This window comes from Methylophaga sp. UBA4204, assembly GCF_002379485.1.
Taxonomy (GTDB): domain Bacteria; phylum Pseudomonadota; class Gammaproteobacteria; order Nitrosococcales; family Methylophagaceae; genus Methylophaga.
Window position 1 is genome coordinate 334 of record NZ_DFTU01000067.1, and the last position, 7,766, is coordinate 8,099.

3 protein-coding genes and 1 pseudogene are annotated in these 7,766 nt (G+C 59.0%); all 4 read right to left on the minus strand.

What is annotated here, in order from left to right; translation table 11 throughout:
* Positions 1-2,868: pseudogene (locus B3182_RS16405) on the minus strand (efflux RND transporter permease subunit); the annotation flags it as partial.
* Positions 2,865-3,923, minus strand: a complete 1,059-nt coding sequence (locus tag B3182_RS09700) for an efflux RND transporter periplasmic adaptor subunit (protein WP_349677933.1) — start codon at positions 3,921-3,923, stop codon at positions 2,865-2,867. The pseudogene B3182_RS16405 and the gene B3182_RS09700, both read right to left, overlap by 4 nt.
* Complete coding sequence (locus tag B3182_RS09705) at positions 3,920-4,174, minus strand: hypothetical protein (RefSeq protein WP_292752593.1); 255 nt, start codon at positions 4,172-4,174, stop codon at positions 3,920-3,922. The genes B3182_RS09700 and B3182_RS09705 overlap by 4 nt, the downstream gene beginning before the upstream one ends.
* 362 nt (positions 4,175-4,536) lie before the next feature.
* Positions 4,537-7,191: a heavy metal translocating P-type ATPase gene (locus tag B3182_RS09710; RefSeq protein ID WP_292752596.1), complete on the minus strand. Its 2,655-nt coding sequence runs from the start codon at positions 7,189-7,191 to the stop codon at positions 4,537-4,539.
* Positions 7,192-7,766 lie beyond the last annotated feature (575 nt).

Sequence of the window (7,766 nt, forward strand, 5' to 3'; positions counted from 1 at the left end):
AATGGAAGCGACCAACTGTTGTACTGAGCTGCCAGGAACAAGAATGCCAACAGCACTGCCAACGCAAAAATGTAGATGGAGGTGTTGCCAACCCGCTTTTCTTGGAACGTCAAGTCAGTCCATTCGTAGGTCATGCCGTCCGGCAGCGATTCGCTCACGATCTTCTCGATCGCGGCAGTAGCCTGGCCAGACGAATAGCCCGGTGCTGGTCCGCCGCTGATGTCAGCTGATGGGAACCCGTTGTAGTGCATCACTCGATCGGGACCGGAGCTACGTGAGATCGTCGCGATCGCGCTCAACGGGATCATGTCCCCCGAAGCGTTCCGCACCTTCAGCATGCCAATGTCTTCAGCCTGCATACGGAACTTCGCATCGGCCTGCGTCATCACTCGGTAAGTTCGGCCAAATCGATTGAAGTCATTGACATAAAGCGAGCCCAGATTGATCTGCAGCGTGTCAAAAACTTCGGTCAGCGACACACCTTGCGACTTGGCCTTTACGCGGTCGATGTCCACCTGCAACTGTGGAGCATTGGCCTGGAAGCTGGCCAACATGTTGGCCAGCTCAGGCGCTTGCATGGCTTTGCCCATGATCTGACCTTGGGCCTGTGCAAGTGCGTCTGGCCCCAGGCCCGCACGGTCTTCGATCTGCAACTTGAAGCCGCCCATTGAACCCAGGCCAGGCACCGGTGGCGGAGGAAAAATCCCGACGAAGCCGTCCGGTATTTGACTGAATTTGCCCATGAGCCTGCCTTGAATGGCGAACGCCGACAACGACGGGTCCTTTCGTTCGTTGAAGGGCTTGAGCATGGCGAACACCAGCGCGGTGTTGGGCTGATTCACTGGGCCGTTGAAGGAGAAGCCGGGGAATGCCATCACGCTTTCGACGCCAGGCTCGGCAAGCGCGATCTTGCTCATTTCCTTGACAACCGCGTCGGTGCGGTCCAGCGAGGCACCAGTCGGAAGCTGGGCGATGCCCACGAGGTAATACTTGTCCTGTGCGGGCACAAAGCCGGCAGGTACCTTATGAAAGCCCAGCCACGTCAACCCCAGGAAACCGACATAGAGCAGCAGCACCACAGCACTTCCGCGAACTGCGCGGCGCACGCCTCCGACATAAGCATTCGAGGCGCTGTCAAAGAAGCGGTTGAAGCGGCGGAAGAAGCCACCAAACAGGCCGTCGATGAGGCGCGTGACTCGATCGGGCTGGGCCGCGCCATGATGCGGCTTGAGCAGGATGGCGGCCAGCGCGGGCGACAGTGTGAGCGAATTGATCGCCGATAGGATGGTCGAGAACGCGATGGTCAGCGCGAACTGGCGATAGAACTCGCCTTGCAGCCCAGACAGGAACGCCGAGGGAATGAAGACCGCCGCCAGCACCGAGGTGATGGCCAGGATCGGGCCAGTAACCTCGTCCATGGCTTTGAGCGCTGCGTCCTTGGGCGACTCGCCAAGTGCCATGTGGCGCTCCACGTTTTCTACCACGACGATGGCGTCGTCCACAACAATGCCGATTGAGAGTACGAGGCCGAACAATGACAGTGTGTTCAACGAGAAGCCGAACATGTGCATTACGGCGAAGGTGCCGACCAGCGAGACCGGCACGNNTGCACCGCGAGTACAGGCGCGGCAATAAACAGAACCAAATCGGAAAAATTGTCTCCAACGACAGAGGCGAAGTGCGCTGTTTGGCTTGCCCGGCGGCCCTGCCCCTTTTGCGCCAATGGATAGCCGTCCACCGTGGTGAGAAAGGCATCCGGCGTCCCGGGCGTATTGAAAAGGATTGCAGGAACAGCACCACCACGATCACCACCAGCAGAATCGCCTCTAGCAGCGTGACCGCTACAGACTGAAGCGAGGCCCGCACGAAGACCGTAGGATCGTAGGCGATCTTGTACTCGATGCCCTCTGGAAAGCTTGCTTGTAGACGATCCATCGTCGCGCGTACCGCGCTAGACACATCTAGTGCATTGGAGCCAGGCGTCATCAGGATCTGAATGCCAACCGTGTTGCCGCCATCAAGTTGGGCGCGCATGGTGTAGTTCTCCGCACCTAACTCCACACGTGCCACGTCGCGCAAGCGTGTAACCTGGCCGTGGGTGCCAGCCTTGATGACGATATCGCCGAATTGCTCTTCGGTGGTGAGACGCCCGAGTGCGTTGACGGTGACCTGAAAGGCAGACGAGGCGTTAGGCTGCTGACCGATAGAGCCGGCCGCAACCTGCACGTTCTGCTCCCGAATGGCGGCGACCACATCGCTAGCGGTCATGCCACGAGACGCAACCTTTTCGGGGTCGAGCCAGACCCGCATCGCGTACTCACCCTCACCACCAAGCAACACGTTGGCGATGCCCGGCAGGCGTGCCAGTTCGTCACGGACGTTGAGCATCGCGTAGTTGGACACATACAGCGGGTCGTAACGATCCCCTGGCGATAGCATGTTCACAACCATCAGGATGTCGGGCGCGGTCTTCTCAGTCACAACGCCGATGCGTTGGACCTCGGGTGGCAACCGGGGTAGCGCACGCGACACCCGGTTCTGCACCTGGATTTGCGCGATATCGGCGTTGATGTGTTGCTCGAAAGAGATGGTGAGCACCATCTTTCCGTCCGTGGACATCTGGGACTGCATGTACATCATGCCTTCCACGCCGTTGATGGCTTGCTCTAGCGGCGATGCCACGGTGTCGGCAATCACTTGCGGATTGGCGCCGGGATAGCTCGCCGTGACCTGTACCGTTGGGGGGGTAACCTGAGGGTACTCGCTCAGTGGCAACTGGAAGTAGCTGATCGCGCCCGCGATCAGCATCAGCACCGAAAGGACGATTGCGAAGATAGGGCGGTTGATGAAGAAACGGGGGAAATTCATTTGCGAGCCTCCGCTGAGCCAGCTGCGCTGTCAGCCTTGACCTGATCGGCCCCAGCCGCCCCAGCGGCCTTGGCAGACTCCGCAGGGACTGCCGGGGCACTAGCCGCAGTCTTAGTCGCGTCGGGAGCGCCGGCGGCCGGTGCTGCCGGCCCCTGCATGGGCACCATGCGCGGCGTGACAGTCATACCAGGTCGTACGAGGCCTTTGATTATGATTTTTTCGCCACCCTGCAGGCCACCGTTTATAACGCGCAGACCGTCGACTACGGGACCCAGCTCAATCGGACGATACTGAGCTTGGTTGTTTTCACCCACGACCAGAACATAGTTTCGGCCTTGATCGGTGCCAACCGCTTGGTCGTCGATGAGGACGGCCTGCCGAGAGCTTGCGGTGGAGAGCTTGGCCCTCGCAAACAGCCCAGGCGTCAGCCGTCCATCAGGGTTGGGGACGACCGCGCGAGCGCGGATCGGGCCGGTACTTCTATCAATCGCATTGCCGACGAAGTCGAGCACGCCCTTGTACGGAAAGTTTCTGTCAGTGCTCAAGCCTACTTGAACGGGCAACGAAGCATGAGTCCCTGAACCAGGTCTCGAGCGGCTCACCACATTGACGTAGGTTGCCTCATCGATGTCGAAATAGACGTGCACAGGATCGATGGACACGATCGTGGTAAGTAGCGTGGCTGCTCCTGCACCGCCGCCGCTGACCAGGTTGCCCTCGGTCACCAGCACTCGGTCCACGCGCCCGGCAATTGGTGCCGATACCCGCGCGTAGGACAGGTCGAGCTGCGCCGCTGCGACTGTGGCCTTTGCCGCCTGTACCTGCGCCTGACGCGCATTGCGTGCGGAGACTGCATCGTCATAGGTCTTCCGAGACAGGGCGCCAGTGGCAACAAGCCGCTCGGCACGATCAAAGTCGGCCTGAGCCTGACTGGACAGCACCTCAGCCTGCCGCAACTGCGCCGTGGCGGTGTCGAGCGCGACTTGGAAAGGCCGTGGGTCAATCTGGAACAACAATTGCCCCTTGCGTACCAGACTTCCCTCGGGCACGCTCACCGCGTCGACGGCCCCCCCACACGCGAGCGCAACTCGACCACCTTCGGTGCGGCCAAAAAGCCGGTGAACTCAGTTGACGGCGTGATTGTGCGCGTGATGGCCTCAGCCACAGGCACCTGCGGTGCCTTCGGTGCGCCAGCTGGTGGTGCTGCTGGTTTACTTTCATCCTTGCCATCTCGGGCAGCCACCGCTATCCCCCCGACGGCCGCGATGACGCTAGCTACCAAAATGATCCTGATTTTTTTATGCATGGAAGTTACCTTTTTTATTACGGGGCTTCGGTCCATCCGAAGCGGTTCGCATATGTTTCTAAAGGCTAGCCCTTACAACCACGTCAAGGTCAAGCCTTTTTCGATGACCATGACGAGCATGGGACTGGACTACAAGCTCTGGAACCTTCCGGCCTCCCGGTGAACGCATGAGATGCAGTTACGGCCGAAAGGGACGCATCTGAGCCCATTATCCACGTCCGATCATCCCATCTATTTAAACTCGTTGTTCTAAAGGCATTCGTTTATCGCCTAACATCGATGTTTTCGGAGATCGATTTACAGATGAAGATATGGAAGGGCTTGGCGCCGCAACAACGGCAGTTCAAGCCCTCTGCAATACCTCAATGGGCATCCTGTACGGACACAGAGCTTTGATGACCTCCGTTCTGGCCATCGGCTGGCTCTTGGGCACCCTTAAAGCGGAGTAGGCGCAGCGCATTGAGCGTGACCAAAGCGGTGGCACCGGTGTCGGCCAGCACAGCAACCCAAAGGCCAGTGAGACCCAGCACACTGGTGACTAGGAACAGGCCCTTGAGGCCAATGGCGAACACTACGTTCTGGTGGATGTTGGCCATCGTCGCGCGGGACAGCGCCACCAGGTGCGCAACGTCCGTGACGCGGCTCTTGAGCAGAGCAGCGTCTGCGGTCTCTAGGGCCACGTCGGTGCCGCCGCCCATGGCGATCCCTACATCGGCGGTCGCCAAGGCCGGCGCGTCGTTGATGCCGTCGCCGACCATCGCCACCTTCGCGTCGCGCTTCAAGTCGTTGACCAGGCGCAACTTGTCTTGCGGAAGCAACTCACTCTCCCACTCGATATCCAGCTTGCCGGCGATGGCCTGCGCAGTTCTCCGATTGTCACCGGTGAGCATGACCGAGCGCACACCCATCGCCTTGAGCTGGGCCACGCCTTCGCGGGCGTCACGGCGAGGTTCGTCACGCAAGGCCAACAGGCCCATGACATTCTTGCTTGCTTCGTCGAACAGAACCACCACCGTCTTGCCACCATCTTCCAGCTTGGCGATTTCCTGCTGGTGCGCGAGGGTCAGCGTGGCCATCTGCCCTGCATGGACGGGCGATCCCACGGCTAGCTTGCTGCCGTTCACGGTAGCGCGAACTGCCTTGCCCGGGATAGCGAATGCTTCGGTGGCTTGTGGAACCTCCACATCGAGGCTCTTGGCGTGGGCAACGATTGCCTTCGCCAACGGGTGATTCGATCCAGACTCGACGGCGGCGGCGAGCGCCAGTACCTGTTGCTGCTTGGATTGCCCGAAAGGCACGACTTCAGTGATGCGCGGCTTGCCCTCTGTCAGCGTGCCAGTCTTATCGAAGGCGACTGTGCGAACGCGACCAATGGTTTCCAAGGCGTTGCCACCTTTAATCAGCAAACCTCGGCGAGTAGCAACAGCCAGTCCCGAGGCAATGGCCGCCGGCGTTGACAAAACCAAGGCGCACGGGCACGCGATTAGCAGCAAAGCAAGACCACGGTACAGCCAAGTGCCCCAATCACCACCCATGGTAAGCGGGGGAACCACGACGATCAGCGCCGCGATGGCCATCACGGCCGGGGTGTAGTAACGGCTGAACTTTTCGATGAAGCGTGCCGTCGGCGCCTTGGAGGATTGAGCTTGCTCGACGAGCTGGATGATGCGCGAGATGGTGTTGTCCGATGCAGCCTTCTCAACCAGAACTTCAAGCACACCGTCGACGTTGATCGAGCCGGCAAATACGTCATCGCCACCGGCCTTTTGACGCGGCACGGACTCCCCTGTGATCGGAGATTCATCGAGACTGCTTTCGCCGCGGAAGATCTTGCCGTCAGCGGGCACTCGATCACCCGGGCGCACCAAAACCCGGTCGTTCACGCTCAGGGAGGCAGCGGGCACTTCGCGCTGCCCACCATTGGCGTCGAGCAAGACAGCAGTTTTAGGCACCAGAGAAGCCAGCGCTTTAATGCCGGCGCGGGCGCGGCCAGCGGCCACACTTTCAAGCAGCTCGCCGACCGCGAACAGGAACACCACAGCAGCGGCCTCCTCGGCCTCGCCAATCACGAGCGCGCCCAGCGAGGCGACAACCATCAGTGTTTCGATGGAGAACGGGGAGCCAGATATGGCCAGCGCGAAGGCTTTGCGCGCGAACGGGAGTACGCCAGCGATCACGGCAGCGGCGAAGATCCATTCGGCATAGCCGGGGATAAATTGAGCAACTGCATAGGCCGAGCCCATGAGAGCTGCTAGGCCCTGCACATGCTTACCCTTCTTCGTCTGCCACCAGCGTTGAGTGATAGCTGAGGGCACGCGGGCAGGCGCGGCAGGCGAGGATCCATCAAGGCGGCGCACGTCGGAGACGCCGAAACCCAGGCTTTTGATGGTCTTCTCGATGTCGCCAATATGTGTAGGACTTCCAGACGCGAGCGTCAGCTCAAGCGTTTCTGCCGTGAAGTTGATGCGGGCATCTGATACGCCCGCCATGCGAGCAAGAGCCGTTTCAATCTTGCCAACGCAGCTCGCGCAGTCCATGCCTTCCACGTGCATCGAAACGTTGGGTGGGTTACCAGGGGGCTCGCGGCGAGCGTGTGAGGTGTGATCATGTCCACTGCAGGAGCCGTGTTCATGCCCGCCGTTTGTCTTTTGCGTGTGGCCGTGCCCATGATCACCGCCGCAAGCGTGACCATCCTTGTGATCTTCGCTGTGGTCATGTGCATGGACCGATTGGCGCGATACGGCCGCAATCGAGAGCGACGACACTGGCAGTTCTTCCACACCGAACCCCAAAGTTTTGATTTTCTTAGCTACATCGCGAGCAGTGAAGCGGCTTTTCAGATTGCGAGTCAACGTCAGCGTTTCACTAGAAAAATTGACTTGCACGTCCGTCAGCCCATCCATTCGGGAAAGGGCCTTCTCGATTTTGCCGACGCAGCTCGCGCAATCCATGCCCTCCACACGGAAGCTCAGCTGCTCCCTAGCCTTGTCCTGGTACTCCGTTATTTCCCTTGTCATATCTACCTCCAAGTTCTCTGAACACTTTGCAAGTTAGGTTCGCCGCACGCCGCACATACTGCTTAAATATAACAAACACATGAACATACATCCATGTGTTAATCATTAAAAAAGAAGGCTGTTGTCCTTCTGTTTACGATCGTCTGTGGTTGTGGCGTGCGGCGTGCGGCGCACGTGCTTACAGTTTCGACACATTTTCAAAATCCAGATTGAATTTTAGCACACATATGAAGATATGTTCAATTATTTAATTCATGAAGTTAGCATGGTTAATTTCTACGCTCACGATGGGGGGGAGTGAAAGCTGGCGTCGGCTGATGAGGCCCAGGGGATTGAGTGCGGTCAGATTCATACAACCGTCACCCAAACATCACGCATGGGCGAAGTCGCGCTTACTCAGGACTGGGATGGCGCATTACAGTTGCTGACGGGCTGGCACCTCTCTTGCGCAATCGCGAAAATGCCCAGCAAAAAGTAGGCATCTTTGCGTTCGACGCAATTCGCAATCATTCCTCAGAGAAGTGACAGACCATGTCCTGAAACACTTGACTGATGTGCTCATCCGCGATGCCGCC